The 13,095-nt window shown below is 42.4% G+C and carries 17 protein-coding genes and 1 tRNA gene; 10 read left to right on the forward strand and 8 right to left on the reverse strand.

Annotated features, from left to right (window positions below; all coding sequences use genetic code 11):
• Window positions 1-79 precede the first annotated feature (79 nt).
• Complete coding sequence (locus tag F6K38_RS03880; protein ID WP_287356110.1) at window positions 80-1,090, forward strand: glycosyltransferase family 2 protein; 1,011 nt, start codon at window positions 80-82, stop codon at window positions 1,088-1,090.
• Between the two features lie 311 nt (window positions 1,091-1,401).
• Window positions 1,402-1,989 carry a serine O-acetyltransferase gene (locus tag F6K38_RS03885; RefSeq protein ID WP_287356112.1) on the forward strand — a complete coding sequence of 196 codons (588 nt, stop codon included), beginning with the start codon at window positions 1,402-1,404 and terminating at the stop codon, window positions 1,987-1,989.
• Here the strand turns inward: F6K38_RS03885 and F6K38_RS03890 are convergent.
• The gene (locus tag F6K38_RS03890; protein ID WP_287356114.1) at window positions 1,982-2,209 is read right to left on the reverse strand and encodes a hypothetical protein; all 228 of its coding nucleotides are present in this window, start codon (window positions 2,207-2,209) and stop codon (window positions 1,982-1,984) included. The two genes, F6K38_RS03885 and F6K38_RS03890, sit on opposite strands and share 8 nt — an antisense overlap.
• 15 nt (window positions 2,210-2,224) lie before the next feature.
• On the opposite strand from F6K38_RS03890, the gene F6K38_RS03895 reads away from it, so the two are divergent.
• Complete coding sequence (locus tag F6K38_RS03895) at window positions 2,225-2,782, forward strand: Uma2 family endonuclease (RefSeq protein WP_009148920.1); 558 nt, start codon at window positions 2,225-2,227, stop codon at window positions 2,780-2,782.
• A gap of 162 nt (window positions 2,783-2,944) precedes the next feature.
• Here the strand turns inward: F6K38_RS03895 and F6K38_RS03900 are convergent, their stop codons facing one another.
• Both F6K38_RS03900 and F6K38_RS03905 read right to left on the reverse strand, forming a co-directional pair.
• Window positions 2,945-3,151 (reverse strand): type II toxin-antitoxin system HicB family antitoxin, encoded by a 207-nt coding sequence (locus F6K38_RS03900; protein ID WP_075898394.1) that lies wholly within the window; start codon window positions 3,149-3,151, stop codon window positions 2,945-2,947.
• Window positions 3,148-3,372: a type II toxin-antitoxin system HicA family toxin gene (locus tag F6K38_RS03905; protein WP_044494309.1), complete on the reverse strand. Its 225-nt coding sequence runs from the start codon at window positions 3,370-3,372 to the stop codon at window positions 3,148-3,150. The genes F6K38_RS03900 and F6K38_RS03905 overlap by 4 nt, the downstream gene beginning before the upstream one ends.
• Window positions 3,373-3,403: 31 nt before the next feature.
• Between F6K38_RS03905 and F6K38_RS03910 the strand changes: the two genes are divergently transcribed.
• Entirely contained in the window at window positions 3,404-3,637 is a 234-nt protein-coding gene (locus tag F6K38_RS03910; protein ID WP_287356118.1) for a hypothetical protein, read from the forward strand.
• An 82-nt stretch (window positions 3,638-3,719) separates the two neighbouring features.
• Here the strand turns inward: F6K38_RS03910 and F6K38_RS03915 are convergent, their stop codons facing one another.
• Together F6K38_RS03915 and F6K38_RS03920 are read right to left on the reverse strand one after the other, a co-directional pair.
• Window positions 3,720-3,902, reverse strand: a complete 183-nt coding sequence (locus F6K38_RS03915; protein WP_287356120.1) for a hypothetical protein — start codon at window positions 3,900-3,902, stop codon at window positions 3,720-3,722.
• A gap of 341 nt (window positions 3,903-4,243) precedes the next feature.
• A complete protein-coding gene (locus tag F6K38_RS03920; RefSeq protein ID WP_081431819.1) occupies window positions 4,244-4,387 on the reverse strand; it encodes an HNH endonuclease in 144 nt (47 codons plus the stop codon).
• Window positions 4,388-4,677: 290 nt separating this feature from the next.
• Here F6K38_RS03920 and F6K38_RS03925 point away from each other — a divergent pair, with 290 nt between their 5' ends.
• The 3 genes from F6K38_RS03925 to F6K38_RS44030 all read left to right on the forward strand — a co-directional run bounded on the left by F6K38_RS03925 (window position 4,678) and on the right by F6K38_RS44030 (window position 6,179).
• A complete protein-coding gene (locus F6K38_RS03925; RefSeq protein WP_154659987.1) occupies window positions 4,678-4,836 on the forward strand; it encodes a hypothetical protein in 159 nt (52 codons plus the stop codon).
• 67 nt (window positions 4,837-4,903) lie between these two features.
• Complete coding sequence (locus tag F6K38_RS03930) at window positions 4,904-5,101, forward strand: hypothetical protein (RefSeq protein ID WP_008191272.1); 198 nt, start codon at window positions 4,904-4,906, stop codon at window positions 5,099-5,101.
• A gap of 994 nt (window positions 5,102-6,095) precedes the next feature.
• The gene (locus F6K38_RS44030; protein WP_438941764.1) at window positions 6,096-6,179 is read left to right on the forward strand and encodes a hypothetical protein; all 84 of its coding nucleotides are present in this window, start codon (window positions 6,096-6,098) and stop codon (window positions 6,177-6,179) included.
• A 90-nt stretch (window positions 6,180-6,269) separates the two neighbouring features.
• Here the strand turns inward: F6K38_RS44030 and F6K38_RS03935 are convergent, their stop codons facing one another.
• Window positions 6,270-6,410, reverse strand: a complete 141-nt coding sequence (locus F6K38_RS03935) for a hypothetical protein (RefSeq protein WP_287247869.1) — start codon at window positions 6,408-6,410, stop codon at window positions 6,270-6,272.
• Window positions 6,411-6,634: 224 nt separating this feature from the next.
• Window positions 6,635-6,706: transfer RNA gene (locus tag F6K38_RS03940), tRNA-Gly, on the reverse strand.
• A gap of 404 nt (window positions 6,707-7,110) precedes the next feature.
• On the opposite strand from F6K38_RS03940, the gene F6K38_RS03945 reads away from it, so the two are divergent.
• From F6K38_RS03945 to F6K38_RS03955, 3 genes are all read left to right on the forward strand, one after another.
• The gene (locus F6K38_RS03945; protein ID WP_008191277.1) at window positions 7,111-7,986 is read left to right on the forward strand and encodes an Npun_R2479 family HD domain-containing metalloprotein; all 876 of its coding nucleotides are present in this window, start codon (window positions 7,111-7,113) and stop codon (window positions 7,984-7,986) included.
• Window positions 7,987-8,141: 155 nt separating this feature from the next.
• Window positions 8,142-9,212, forward strand: a complete 1,071-nt coding sequence (locus F6K38_RS03950) for an ABC transporter permease (RefSeq protein WP_008191278.1) — start codon at window positions 8,142-8,144, stop codon at window positions 9,210-9,212.
• A 791-nt stretch (window positions 9,213-10,003) separates the two neighbouring features.
• Entirely contained in the window at window positions 10,004-11,809 is a 1,806-nt protein-coding gene (locus F6K38_RS03955; protein ID WP_008191282.1) for an ABC transporter ATP-binding protein, read from the forward strand.
• Window positions 11,810-12,029: 220 nt separating this feature from the next.
• On the opposite strand, the gene F6K38_RS03960 is transcribed toward F6K38_RS03955, so the two are convergent.
• Window positions 12,030-12,782, reverse strand: a complete 753-nt coding sequence (locus tag F6K38_RS03960; protein ID WP_008191284.1) for a Uma2 family endonuclease — start codon at window positions 12,780-12,782, stop codon at window positions 12,030-12,032.
• Window positions 12,783-13,095: the final 313 nt, after the last annotated feature.

The following is a 13,095-nucleotide window of genomic DNA, read 5'->3' on the forward strand; positions in this document are numbered from 1 at the left end:
GATTTTGTTACTAAAAAAATATAAATTAACTAACAAATAATAATTATTTAGCTAAGGAAAAAAAACGCCAAATTTAGTTATGTCTAATGAACTAAAAAACAATCCCGTAAATTCTTTACTTATAGTAATTGTTAACTACAAAACCCCTAGTTTAACTATTGATTGCTTACGCTCTCTAGCGGATGAAATCCCAGGTTTATCGAATACTCAGGTGGTAGTGGCAGATAATGCGTCTGGGGATGGATCGGCTGTTGCCATTAAAAATGCGATCGCAAACGAAAACTGGGGTAGTTGGGCATCGGTGATGGCACTAGAGCACAATGGTGGATTTGCCTTTGGCAATAACGCTGTGATCCGCCCAGCCCTGAAGTCTAATCAGCCACCGGATTATGTGTTGTTGCTCAATCCAGACACCATTGTTCGTCCTAGGGCGATCAAAACCCTGGTGGAGTTTATGAGTGACCATCCCCAGGTGGGTATTGCTGGCTCTCGCCTGGAAGAGCCTGACAGTACCCCTCAGTGTTCAGCATTTCGGTTTCATACCGTCCTCAGTGAGCTAGATTCTGGTTTGCGTCTCGGTATCGTATCGACATTATTATCGGAGTGGGTAGTTTGGCCACCGATTCCTGACCAACCCTGTCCAACGGATTGGGTAGCTGGGGCAAGTATGATTATTCGCCGGGAAGTGTTTGAGCAGGTTGGCCTGATCGATGAAGCGTATTTCATGTATTACGAAGAAATGGACTTTTGCCTGCAAGCCCAGAGAGCTGGCTGGGAATGCTGGTATGTCCCTGAAAGTCGCGTAGTCCACTTAGTTGGACAAAGTTCAGGTGTTACCGACACCAAGCGTCCACCCAAACGCCGACCCCAGTATGTGTTTGATTCTCGACGACGGTATTTTCTTAAAAACTATGGTTGGTTTTACGCTGCTCTAGCGGATCACACCTGGGCTTCTAGTTATTTATTGTGGCAATTGCGCCGAGTGGTTCAAGGTAAACCCAATCTTGAGCCGCCCCACTTACTTAGTGATTTTCTCCGCAATAGTGTGTTTTGTAAAGGTGGTGCTTTTAGTAGTCCGAAGATTTCGTGATTAGTTATTAGCTATCAGCTATCAGCTTTCAGTTATCAGCTTTCAGCTATTAGCTATCAGCTATCAGTTATCAGCTATCAGCTTTCAGCTATTAGCTTTCAGCTATTAGCTATCAGCTATCAGTTATCAGCTTTTAGCTTTTGAATAAAACAGGTAAGCATTGGTTTAATCTGAGTTACGTCAGCTGACCGCTGACCGCTGACCGCTGACCGCTGACCGCTTACAATTCCCGATTCCCGATTCCCGATTCCCGATTCTAAATTCTAAATTCTAAATTCTTCATTCTAAATTCTACATTCTAAAAACAGATTATGGTGATGCCAACAGATTTAACGGCAAATTCTACCCAGCCAAAAACCGATAATTTGGGACTTTGGCAACAAATTAAAGAAGATTGGAAAGCCCATGGTTGTGATTGGACTAAGCCGGGATTTCGGGCTGTAGCGGTGCAGCGGTTTGGAGTTTGGAGAATGAACATAGAGCCGAAGTTACTACGGGCTCCGTTTAGTATTCTCTACCGAGCATTATATCGTAAAGTTCGTAATACCTATGGGATTGAATTACCTTACACCGTAAAGCTTGGTCGCCGAGTAATTATTGAGCATCAAAGTGGGATTGTGATTCATGGGGATTGCACCATTGGTGATGATACTATCCTCCGTCAAGGAGTAACTTTGGGGAATCGTTACTTAGATCGTCCTTTGGATGCCCCCATTTTAGGAAAAAGTGTCAATGTTGGGGCTGGTGCCAAGATTTTTGGCAAGGTTACTATCGGTAATGGGGCAAATATTGGTGCTAATGCTGTAGTTTTATCTGATGTACCTGCTGGCGCAACGGTAGTGGGAATTCCTGCTAAAGTTATTAAGGTGCGTTCTTTAGATGAGAATGGCTCTAGTTGAGATGTAAACAAGGGAATCGGGAATCGGGAATCGGGAATCGGGAATCGGGAATCGGGAATCGGGAATCGGGAATCGGGAATCGGGAATCGGGAATCGGGAATCGGGAATCGGCTTGTCTATTGCTAGCATGCCTATTGCTAGCATGCCTATTGCCTCTTGCCTCTTGCCTCTTGCCTGTTACCGACTGCCGACTCCCTTTATTATATACTAATAGAGTCACTGTCTTGAAATTGTCATGATTGCTGATCCAAGCCCCAATTACATTTCAAACGAAGAGTATCTATCCTACGAAGAAGATAGTGCCATCAAACACGAGTATATTGATGGAGAAGTCTATGCCATGGCTGGCGCGAGTGATGCCCATGTTACTATTGCCGGTAACTTATTTGCTCTGTTAAGAAATCATGTCAGGGGCACTGGCTGTCGGGTTTATATGGCAGATATGAAAGCTTATGTCGAAGCATCCAATAGTTATTATTATCCTGATGTTTTCGTGACTTGCGATGCCAGAGACCGAGAATTGAGCAATTATAAAAAATATCCCTGTTTAATTGTAGAAGTTTTATCTCCAAAAACTGAAGCCTTTGACCGGGGTGATAAATTTTATGATTATCGAAAACTAGACACCTTGGTGGAATATGTTTTAATTAGCCAAAACCGTCAACGCTTAGATTGCTTTCGCCGGAATTCCGAGGGAATTTGGACATTGCAATTTTATGATCCGGGCAGTGAGATTCATCTAGAAACTGTGGATTTTAGGACTAGTATTGAAGCTTTGTATGAAGATGTATAGCGCAAGGCAATAGGCATGCTAGCAATAGGCAATAGGCATGCTAGCAATAGGCAATAGCGATGCAGCGCTGCTCCCTGCTCCCTGCTCCCTAAAACCCAGATATTTGTACCTCACAAGTCGTAAAATTGCTATAATAGGTTAATGCTTACTTTTAGGCTAATTTCAGGCTACCTCTAGTATCTTTGGAGTTGGTAACTCTTTATTAACTTGGCTATAAGCGTACACCAAATCCTCTAAAACTTCCTTAGCATTCTCAAGAGCTTCCTCATAGGTGTCACCGTGGGTACGAGCATAGTTACCCCATTCGGGTAAACTAGCCACATAAGAGTTATCTTCCTCTGACCATTGAATTAAAATGCTATATTTCATGATTCATCCTCCTGTTCTAATTGTGCCAGTTCTTTGAGTACTTCTATTACTTCTTTTTCTTGATAAGGCTTGGAATCGTTACTATCTTTACCAGACAGAACTACAGGATTTGTGATTAGTGGATGAACCCAATAAGAATGACTACCTTTTCCCCGCTTAGGCAAGAGTTGAAATCCTGCTTTCTGCAACATTTGCTTTAATTGTCTTATTTTTTTCGGCATGCCAATAACTATAACATACTTCCTAAGACTTATGGGTGACCTAGAACAACTGACCAAAGATATTCAAGAACTACCAGAAGACGCTCAAAAAATTATTGCCGATATCATTGAGGTGTTCAAAAAACAGTATGTAACAGAAAAAACGGCATCTCTTAATCCTCTGGAATTAGACAATCAACCGTTTATTGGTATGTGGACTGATCGACAAGATACTCAAAATAGTAGCGAATGGGTGAGAATAATTAGACAACAACATTGCCAATGATTTAACGTGATTTGGTGATTTTGATCATCCGCTAATTCTAAAGCTATAAGATAGCTTGTGTCTAAAAACAAGCAATTCATTATTAATAGTTATATAAATACTGATCAATAGATGTAGAAGCATCACTGACTCCACCCACAACTGGATTCTCTCCGAGTCCCCAAATGGGATCATCTACATCATTGTTATTTTCTGGTAGCTGTTGAGTGTTTTGCTGTAATTGTTTAAGTTTATAGCAGTCGCCAGGGCAGTTAGGACATGACAAAAGTCTCACACCCTTTGTAAGCGATGCAGAGGTGCGACCCGTGGCGAATTTAATTCGCCAACGGAAAGCGCACCATTACGGTCTTGGGGGTTTCCCCCACTCGCTATTGCATCAAGAAGCGCAAGAGTTTGACTTCTGACAAATGACTTCTGCTATACCTTAGGGAAAGCGGGGATGAAATGGTTTTCTAGTGACATACTCCCGACGCTGACAAGCACGGTACAGCGCGGGCTTCATTAAACTAAGCCAGTGAGTCACCTCTGACTCGTCTTCAAAAACGTACGTGATACTTTCGCATCATACGGCTCATCATTACAGTACAATCCTTGACATTGGCTCCTCTAGAACGGATTTTCATCTAACTCTTTTGAGTTGGTTTTGCTTCCGTGTTTGGCATCATGGCAATGTAGGTGTAATAATTCGAGATTTTTGTCTGAATTATTTCCATCCAGTGCGCGTGGTATTATATGGTGCTTTTCCAACAAATCTCCATCTCTGTTCGCGAAGCGTCGGCTACGCCGAAGGTAAGACCACTGCGGAGTGCATTTCCGGAAACGAAACCTAAGATAGGGTCGCCTTACTACAAAAGCGCCGTTACCTTTTACCCATAACCTACCAACGTTTGAAGTTACCCTATCTTAGGGTAACTTCAAACCCTTCTTGCCGTTTCAAAAGCCTTCCCGGAGACGAAACCTTAGAGAGGGTCGCCTTATTAAGCCCACCTACTTACGTCGTGTTTTATTGTATATTAATTACGAAGAGTATTCGATGTGCCTTGCGCGCATTCTTGAATGTACAACCAGCTTCTGGAGAAACCATTGGCTTAGACGGCAAAGTCCTTAAAGGTTCAGATCAGATTGAAAACGATAATCCCAATTCCGACTCCCAAGGAGACGAAACCTTAGAGAGGGTCGCCTTATTTCATATAACTTAAAACTATTACCCATAACCTGTTCCTATAAAGGCGACCCTCTCTTACGGTAACTTCAAACCCAGCAATTATGTTGGTCAGTTCTTACATTGTTGAGCGGGGCTTGATTTTAGAACCCTTTGAAGTTGATGCCAAAACCAACGAAATTAAAGCTTTACCAGAGTTGCTCAAGAAACTGGCTCTAAAAGGAGTTGTCAATGCCAATGATGCTATTAATACCCAAAAAAAACTTGTGAATTTATCGTCAACAGTGGCAAGGATTATATAGCTGCTTTAAAAGGTAACCAACCAAGTCTATTTCAAGATGTTAAAACAAATTTTAGACCGGAATGGCTCTTCCGGCAATATGGTGTAAAATGTAGCTAGTAATACTAAATGCTGTTAACCGACGGATGGACTTTCATCTAGATATAGCAGTCGCCAGGGTAATTAGGACATGACAAAAGTCTCAAACTACAGTATGGCAAGAGTTTAACTTCTGACTTCTGACTTCTGACTTCTGACTTCTGCTATACTTTGTTAAATTTACCGAATGTAACCGTGTTCACTTCTTATAAAAAAGAATAATTTATAATATTGAATTTGGATTTATTAAATGAAGTAATTAACTGTCCTAAGTGTCAAATTTATACGAATGACATTAATCAAAATCGACCAATTTTAGTGCGAGATTTATCCATATAGCGCTTTTTAGCCTCATCAGGTACACATATTTTTTTCCCTCTTCCCTCTTCCCTCTTCCCTGCTCCCTGCTTCCTGCTCCCTAAAACCTTAGGTGCGCTTTCCGTTGGCGAATTAAATTCGCCACGGGTCGCACCTCAAAAACTTGTACCTTACTAGATTAAAAACCGCTATATGTGGGCAAGGAGTATACTTACAAGTGCCTCGTCGTCAATTTTATTGTTGTCACTGTCAAAACTACTCAACTGAACCTTTAAGCTTTATATAAATGGGTCGTAATTATACAAAAATGGATGAATAATATATCTATAATAAAGTTCAAGAATTAACAGTGGCACAAGTAAGCAAAAATGAACAATTAAGTCAAGAAAAAGTCGAAAAAATTTTTAAAATAATCCATAAGCAAAAAAAAATACTGGGTAACTCCACAACGGTTAAATATAGATGAATTTAGTCGAGCAAAAGGAAAAATAAAATTTGTTACCGTTGTTTGTGATATTGATAACAGTTATTTATTATAAGTAATTGACTCTCATAAGAGTGAAGAAATTATAGAAGTACTCAAGGAGCAACCTATTGCAATCAGGGGAAAAATCAAAGAAGTCAGTGTAGATATGTGGGGTGGATTTCAGAAAGTTGTCAAGGAAGTTTTTCCGTTCGCGTAGCGTGCGCGTAGCGCAAATGCTAATCTGGGAATAGATAGATTTCATGTCATAAAATTAGTTAACAAATCTCTGAACAAAATTCGCCTAGAGTTAGAGGGAATGGGGAATGGGGAATGGGGAATGGGGAATGGGGAATGGGGAATGGGGAATGGGGAATGGGGAATGGGGAATGGGTAATGGGTGATGGGTAATGGGTAATGGGTAATAGGTAATAGGTAATAGGGGGAGCATGTCACTAATGCCTAATATTTGTACATTATCTATAGCCCCCTCATGGGTAAAAGCCAAGCTGATCTGGTAAATAGTTCATCTGTTCTGCAACTAAGACCGGCTCAATAACATGATTTTTGTTGTTTTGTCAAGTAGTTCATTTGTTAGGCTTATTTGACCTGCTCCCCATCAAGACAGCGTGCCCGTAGCGCATTAGCTGACCGCTGAATGCTTACAAATCAACAAGCGGGTGATCGGACTCGAACCGACGACGTTCAGCTTGGGAAGCTGACATTCTACCACTGAATTACACCCGCAAACCTTTAACTATTATTTAACTATTATTGGTATTATAGCAGTTCTTAATTGGGTCAGGTACTTCACCCGATTGAGCATTGCTAGATCAAGTGCGCAAGAATACCCATCATAAAGAAGATTGATAGGGAGATGGGGCAGATTTTTATTAAGGTTAATTACCCGGACAGGATCTGATCGGGGCCTTCAGCTTGGCTTTTTGGTAAGCTGTAGACAAAGATTAGCCTTCCCCATTGCTGCTAGTATAGCGCCCAAGGATCACTTAGTAATGCTTTGAGGTGTTAACCCTAAGCGAGCTATACAAAAGGTTAAACTACCAAAAATTTAAATCTACCAAACTAGTAAAACTAAGCCAGTGTCATGGGAATACTGGACTTTGTCTTAGCATTTAAGTCAATCAAAAATCATGTTTAACACCACTGAAATTCTAATTAACGCCTTTGTTATAAGACTCCGGGAAGGCTACCGCCGAACTTACGGGGGACTCAACCCTGACAACGAAGATATAATTGCTTGGGCTGGCAGCATGGCAATGGAAAATATTGCCAACAGTGATGCCCTCTATCACAATGTGGAACACTCCATCCTAGTTACCCTCGTCGGACAAGAGATTTTGCGAGGCAAACATATCCGTGAAGGTGGTGTAACTCCTGATGATTGGTTACACTTTATCATTTCTTTGGCATGTCATGATATTGGCTATGTTAAAGGAGTATGTCGCCAAGACCGAGAAAATGAACGACTCTACGCTACTGGTCAACATGGGGAGATGGTTCATTTACCCCAAGGCTCTACCGATGCTGCTCTGACGCCTTATCATGTCGATCGGGCAAAATTATTTATTGATGAGCGCTTTGGTGGTCACAACCTGATTGATGCCGAGTTTATCAAGCGCAACATTGAACTGACTCGTTTCCCTGTGCCGAAGCAAGGGGATCATCAAGATACAGGTAACTATCCTGGATTAATTCGCGCCTCTGACTTGATTGGTCAACTGAGTGACCCACGCTATCTCAAAAAAACTAGTGCTTTGTTCTATGAGTTTGAAGAAACTGGATTTAACAAAACCATTGGGTACCTCCATCCTGGAGATCTGCGGCAAGGCTACTCTAAGTTTTACTGGAATGGGGTATACCCTTATATTCAGGATGCCTTGCGTTACCTATCCTTAACTCAGGAAGGTCAACAAATTACGGCTAATCTCTTCTCCAATGTCTTTGTGGTCGAACACTCACACAATCACAATGGACTGGGGAAAATGACACAAAAGGTTAATGTATAATCAGAAATTATGAACGGTGTTGAGTGAAGGGTGTTGAGTGAAGGGTGATTGGATCAGATTTCGATACCATCTTTGTATGGGTGAAACATAGCTAATGCAAGATACGCCCATACAAAGTAAACACGAGGTGCTTTTCGCGCTTTCGGAATAATCCTATGAACTGGTGGCAAAAACTTACCAAGAACCCTCTCGCCCGTTTTGGGGCATTGCTATTATTGACTTTTTATCTAATTGTCATTGCAGCAGATGTTGTTGCTCCCTATGATCCTTATGTGTCTCAGCCAGATGGTTCCCTGCTACCACCTACCAAGATCTACTGGCGTAACCAGCAAACCAAAGAGTTTATTGGTCCCCATGTATATCCCACAACCCAAGGACCAACGGATTTAGAGACAGGCGATCGCAAACTGATTGTAGACTGGCAAAAGCCGTCGCCAGTGGGTCTATTTGTTCCAGGTCGGGAGTATAAGTTGTTTGGAGCGATTCCCTTCAACCGTCACCTGTTTGGTACGGTGGGTGAGGGGAAGATTAATCTATTAGGTACCGATGAGCAAGCTCGTGATCAGTTTAGTCGCTTGGTGTATGGGGGTCGGATTAGTCTTAGTATTGGTCTAGTCGGAATTGCGATCTCCTTTCCCCTTGGTCTAATCATTGGGGGAATTTCCGGCTATTTCGGCGGCTGGGTAGATGGGATCATCATGCGTCTGGTAGAAGTTTTGATGACTATTCCTGGTATTTACCTACTCGTCGCCTTAGCGGCTGTGCTACCACCTGGTCTAACTAGTGCGCAACGGTTTTTATTAATTGTTCTGATTACCTCGTTTATTAGCTGGTCTGGCTTAGCACGAGTGATCCGAGGACAGGTGTTATCGATTAAGGAGCGGGAATTTGTCCAAGCTGCCAAAACTATGGGGGCGAATCCCTTCTATATCATTGTACGCCACGTTCTGCCCCAGACAGCTTCCTATGTGATTATATCAGCAACCTTGGCAGTTCCTGGTTTCATTGTGGCCGAGTCGGTGCTGAGTTTGATTGGATTGGGAATTCAGCAACCGGATCCGTCCTGGGGAAATTTGTTGTCTTTGGCAACCAATGCCTCAATCATCGTGCTACAGCCTTGGTTGATTTGGCCGCCAGCACTGCTGATTATTCTGACGGTGTTGGCGTTTAATTTACTTGGGGATGGTTTGCGGGATGCTCTCGATCCCAGAAGTTTACAGCGCTAGCTATTGAAATACTCAAGGGGGAAGGATCGGTCGAGTCTGGAAAAAGCCTTTTTTTCTCGGTTCAATCATCAACCTTGCTCCCCTTGAACTATAGCCCTCACCACAATAGTCCGAAGGATTCAGTTTTAACAAAACATCTCAGGGAACAATAATATTAGAAATGGAATGTTTTGTGGCTGTGTTTACCCATTATCAAATACTTACTGGCTCAGACAATAATATATAAAATACAAACCCAATCCAGAGCAAAGAAGAAGAGCACGGCAATTATAGCGTTGATCACAGTTATGAGGTACAGTATTCTTTGAAGCTGATTCCCTGTTAGGTGCGCTTTCCGCATCTAATGATTAAATTCGCTCAAGGTGCGCGCCTCCTAGGCCGGGGAACCCGGCCTAGGGTCGCACCTTCGGGTCGCACCTGAAGATGCAGCGCATCCCTATTACCTATTACCTATTACCTATTACCTATTACCTATTACCTATTACCTATTACCTATTACCTATTACCTATTACCTATTACCTATTACCTAAAATCCCGAAATTTTGTACCTCATAGCTATGAGAAGTGCTATAAATAATAGTAATACTGGCTAGTTGCTGTTAGGATTTTGCGCTCCAATTAATTTTAACAGAGTACTAGTTTTGGCGACGATAAAGACTTTAAAAAAGACCTAGTTTTGATAAAAAAAATATTTTTTGTTTCTTTATAAGAATCGACAATTCCTTGTCTGTTTCTTTACAGTCCATGTGGCAAGACAGTACCAGTTAGAAGAGACATAGGGACTGCGGACATGAAAGCATTATCACTGGAAAGTGTTACGGCAGCATCTAATCTACCCAAGGAGTCACCTCCTCAGGAGTATCGGAGTGAGTACCCCTTCCGGACACTACTTTATCTCTACCGCCAAGACCTAGGTAAAATCGGACTGTCGATGGCGGTGTATGTGATCAAACACAGTCCGGAATGGATCAGACCATTGGTGATTGCTAATGTAATTGATATTATTGCCAACCCAAGCACTCACCCACTGTCGGAGTTATGGATTAATGGGGCTATCTTAGGGATTTCTATACTGCAAAATATCCCCACCCATTACTTACACATCCGGTTTATGAGTCTGGCGACTCGCAACATGGAGTCGAATCTGCGCTCACTCATCACCCAGCAGCTGCAACTGCTTTCGATTGGGTTCTACAAAAATAACAGCAAGGGAGCACTACAAACTAAACTCTTGCGGGATGTGGAACAAATTCAAGGGTTGGCAACAACCCTGTTCCAGTTTGTCCCTGCGGCTATGCTAACTATCTTAGTAGCAATTGTCGCTACTGCTATTCGTGCTCCTTGGTTCTTGCTGTTCTTCCTGGGAACTGTTCCAGCAGCTGTGATTCTGATTTCGGTACTCAGACGACCGATTCGCGATCGCAATTCTGCTTTCCGGCAACAACTAGAAGAAATGGCAGCTAGCTTAATCGAGATGATTCAGCTAATCCCAGTCACACGAGCTCATGGTGCTCAACAGACTGAGATGGAACGGATTGATGGCAAGTTAGTGACGGTCAAACAGGCAGCGGTGCGACTGGACTCGATTAACGCCATCACTGATTCCTCTTCTTGGGTAACCCTACGGTTATTCAGTCTGGTTTGCTTGATCACCTCAGCCTGGTTAGTCTATACCAAGCAATGGTCAATCACAGTGGGGGATGTGGTGTTACTGACCGGCTATTTTGATTCCCTGACTAACTCGATAGTGCAAATTTTAGCTGTATTGCCACAGATTGGCAAAGGTTTTGAATCCATTCGCTCAGTGGGTGAAATTCTCGAGTGTCCTGACCTAGAGCGCAATCCTGGTAAGATAGCTCTGCAACAGCTGCGTGGTGAATTCACCTTTGAGTCCGTTAGTTATCAGTATCCCGATACGGAACAGTTTGCCATTCAAGACTTTTGTCTACAGGTCAATCCTGGCGAAACCATTGCCATCGTCGGACCATCCGGAGCCGGAAAATCGACCTTATTAAGTCTGATTATTGGTTTCATGGCTCCCACGACCGGAAGAGTTTTACTAGATGGTACGGATATGAGTAGCCTAGACCTACAGACCTATCGGAAATTCCTCTCAGTGGTTTCCCAGGAGACTATCTTATTTGAAGGTACGGTGCGAGAGAATATTGTGTACGGCAGTCAACAATTGGATGAAGAGCAGTTAATCAAGGCGATTCAGGATGCCAATGCCTTAGAATTTATTCAGGAATTGCCCTCGGGACTTGATACTCTAATTGGGGAAAATGGGGCAAAACTTTCTGGTGGTCAACGGCAACGACTAGCTATTGCTCGTGCTTTAATTCGTAATCCACGGGTGTTAGTTCTCGATGAAGCAACATCGTCTCTAGATACTGCTTCGGAAGCTTTGATTCAGGACGCTTTGGAACACTTGATGGAAAACCGCACAACGTTTGTAGTAGCTCATCGCCTGTCAACGATTCGGAAGGCTGACCGGATTGTAGTTATGGAACGAGGGCATATTGTAGAAGTTGGCAATCACCCTCAACTGCTGCAGAAAGAAGGAACCTATACACAATTACATTCATTACAAATATAGCAGTTATGGCGCTACGCGCAAGTCAGAAGTCAGAAGTCAGAAGTCAGAAGTCAGAAGTCAGCTATGACTAAGTTTCGGAGTTTAGGAATGTCCTGACCTTCATGTGTAATGCTATATCAATGGGGTGAGGTATAGAATTATGGGTTTTAGGGAGTAGGGAGTAGGGAGTAGGGAACAGGATAAAAATTATGTGTACCTCATAGCTATGAGAAATGCTATATCACTGAGGGAAATCACCGAACTGTTCTCGATAACGAGCTAACAATGACTCCATTTGAGCTAATTGCTCCTGAGCTTGTTGCTTTTGCTGACATTCTTGTTCGGCTCGTTGCTTTTCGAGTTCGGCTGCTTCAGTAGGGGCAGGAACTAGTTGTCCTTCTGGAGTAAACCAACGTAATTTTGAGTCATAAATTCCCAAATATAGTGCCAACTGTTGACTCCACAACCAACCTTCTTGATTAGGCTCAAGTTCGAGATAACAACCATCTACCAAGTGGAAGCCCTTTAATTCCAGGGTGTTGGGGTCAAACCAGAAATAGTCGGGAGTACGGAATGTATCCTGGTAGATTTGCTTCTTTAATCCTCGGTCCGTATCTGCTGTGGTAGGGGAAATAATTTCTACAATCACATTCGGATACTTCCCCTCTTCTTGCCACACTACCCAACTGTTCCGAGGTTTGCGCTCAGTTCCCAGCACCACAAAAAAGTCAGGCCCACGGAATTCTTCAGACTTACGTTGTCGAGGACTGTAATAAATAGTCAGATTTCCCGAGACATAGAAATCATCACGCTCATCCCACAACCACTCTAGGCATTGGATGAGTAGGGTCATTTGTAGTCGATGTAGATCAGTTTCCAAAGGTGGTTCGTCACTGAATAAATCCCTAGGGGGAAATATAACATCTTCCGGTACAGTTGTTGCCTTTTCTGTTGGCGTTTCTGTTGCCGTTTTTAATTCTTGAGTCAAAGACATGGCGGCTAGGGTACAATAAGTAGGTGGTACTTATTAGTCTATAGCCATTTAATTTTTTTGTGCACCATTTTTATAATTAACTGATCTGCCAATCGCTAGATCTAGTCAAGTAATATCTGAACAAATTTGAAAAATTATCAATCTCTGATCGCAACCATTCAGATAATAAATGTTCACAGCGTTTTTCATAACTATCAGGTACACCTGTTTCCTTTGCTATAGCTGATAGCTGATAGCTGATAATTTAGCATTCACTTTTTTTTATACTAAAATTACCCCCGGAAAAAAAATTTATAAAAACCCTTGACAATTA

The organism is Moorena sp. SIO3B2 (genome assembly GCF_010692525.1).
GTDB lineage: Bacteria > Cyanobacteriota > Cyanobacteriia > Cyanobacteriales > Coleofasciculaceae > Moorena > Moorena producens.

Excerpts from the sequence above, each read along its gene's own strand:
- F6K38_RS03880 (WP_287356110.1), top strand. The coding sequence starts at position 80 with ATGTCTAATGAACTAAAAAACAATCCCGTAAATTCTTTACTTATAGTA.
- F6K38_RS03885 (WP_287356112.1), top strand. The coding sequence starts at position 1,402 with ATGGTGATGCCAACAGATTTAACGGCAAATTCTACCCAGCCAAAAACC.
- F6K38_RS03895 (WP_009148920.1), top strand. The coding sequence starts at position 2,225 with ATGATTGCTGATCCAAGCCCCAATTACATTTCAAACGAAGAGTATCTA.
- F6K38_RS03900 (WP_075898394.1), bottom strand. The coding sequence starts at position 3,151 with ATGAAATATAGCATTTTAATTCAATGGTCAGAGGAAGATAACTCTTAT.
- F6K38_RS03905 (WP_044494309.1), bottom strand. The coding sequence starts at position 3,372 with ATGCCGAAAAAAATAAGACAATTAAAGCAAATGTTGCAGAAAGCAGGA.
- F6K38_RS03910 (WP_287356118.1), top strand. The coding sequence starts at position 3,404 with ATGGGTGACCTAGAACAACTGACCAAAGATATTCAAGAACTACCAGAA.
- F6K38_RS03930 (WP_008191272.1), top strand. The coding sequence starts at position 4,904 with ATGTTGGTCAGTTCTTACATTGTTGAGCGGGGCTTGATTTTAGAACCC.
- F6K38_RS03935 (WP_287247869.1), bottom strand. The coding sequence starts at position 6,410 with ATGCTCCCCCTATTACCTATTACCTATTACCCATTACCCATTACCCAT.
- F6K38_RS03945 (WP_008191277.1), top strand. The coding sequence starts at position 7,111 with ATGTTTAACACCACTGAAATTCTAATTAACGCCTTTGTTATAAGACTC.
- F6K38_RS03950 (WP_008191278.1), top strand. The coding sequence starts at position 8,142 with ATGAACTGGTGGCAAAAACTTACCAAGAACCCTCTCGCCCGTTTTGGG.
- F6K38_RS03955 (WP_008191282.1), top strand. The coding sequence starts at position 10,004 with ATGAAAGCATTATCACTGGAAAGTGTTACGGCAGCATCTAATCTACCC.
- F6K38_RS03960 (WP_008191284.1), bottom strand. The coding sequence starts at position 12,782 with ATGTCTTTGACTCAAGAATTAAAAACGGCAACAGAAACGCCAACAGAA.